This is a genomic window from Streptococcus suis (genome assembly GCF_002960445.1).
Lineage (GTDB): Bacteria > Bacillota > Bacilli > Lactobacillales > Streptococcaceae > Streptococcus > Streptococcus hyiners.
On record NZ_POJD01000021.1, the window covers coordinates 1 to 266 of the forward strand.

Below are 266 nucleotides of genomic sequence, written 5' to 3' on the forward strand. Positions count from 1 at the left end.
CTTCCAAGGAGTACCATTATCAGAAGTCAAGACATCCAAACGCCATTCCTGCGCTCGAATTGGCTTGTCCAATACGATGTCTGTCACATGATCACGATTGCCACGAACTTCTTTGGCTAACACCCAATCACCATTCTCATTTTTATAATAGAGATCGAAATCCTTGGTGTTCATTAAGCCATCATTGACCGATTCACCACCTGCACCAGCATGATCCATAGCCCATCGCACGACTGTCCGAGGTTGGGTCAAGCGAATATCTACAT

The 266-nt window shown here is 45.5% G+C and carries 1 protein-coding gene; it reads right to left on the reverse strand.

Annotation, left to right across the window (positions count from 1 at the left end; all coding sequences use genetic code 11):
- A partial coding sequence (locus C1G53_RS00095) for a hypothetical protein (protein ID WP_153046619.1) occupies positions 1 to 266 on the reverse strand: 266 nt, incomplete at both ends.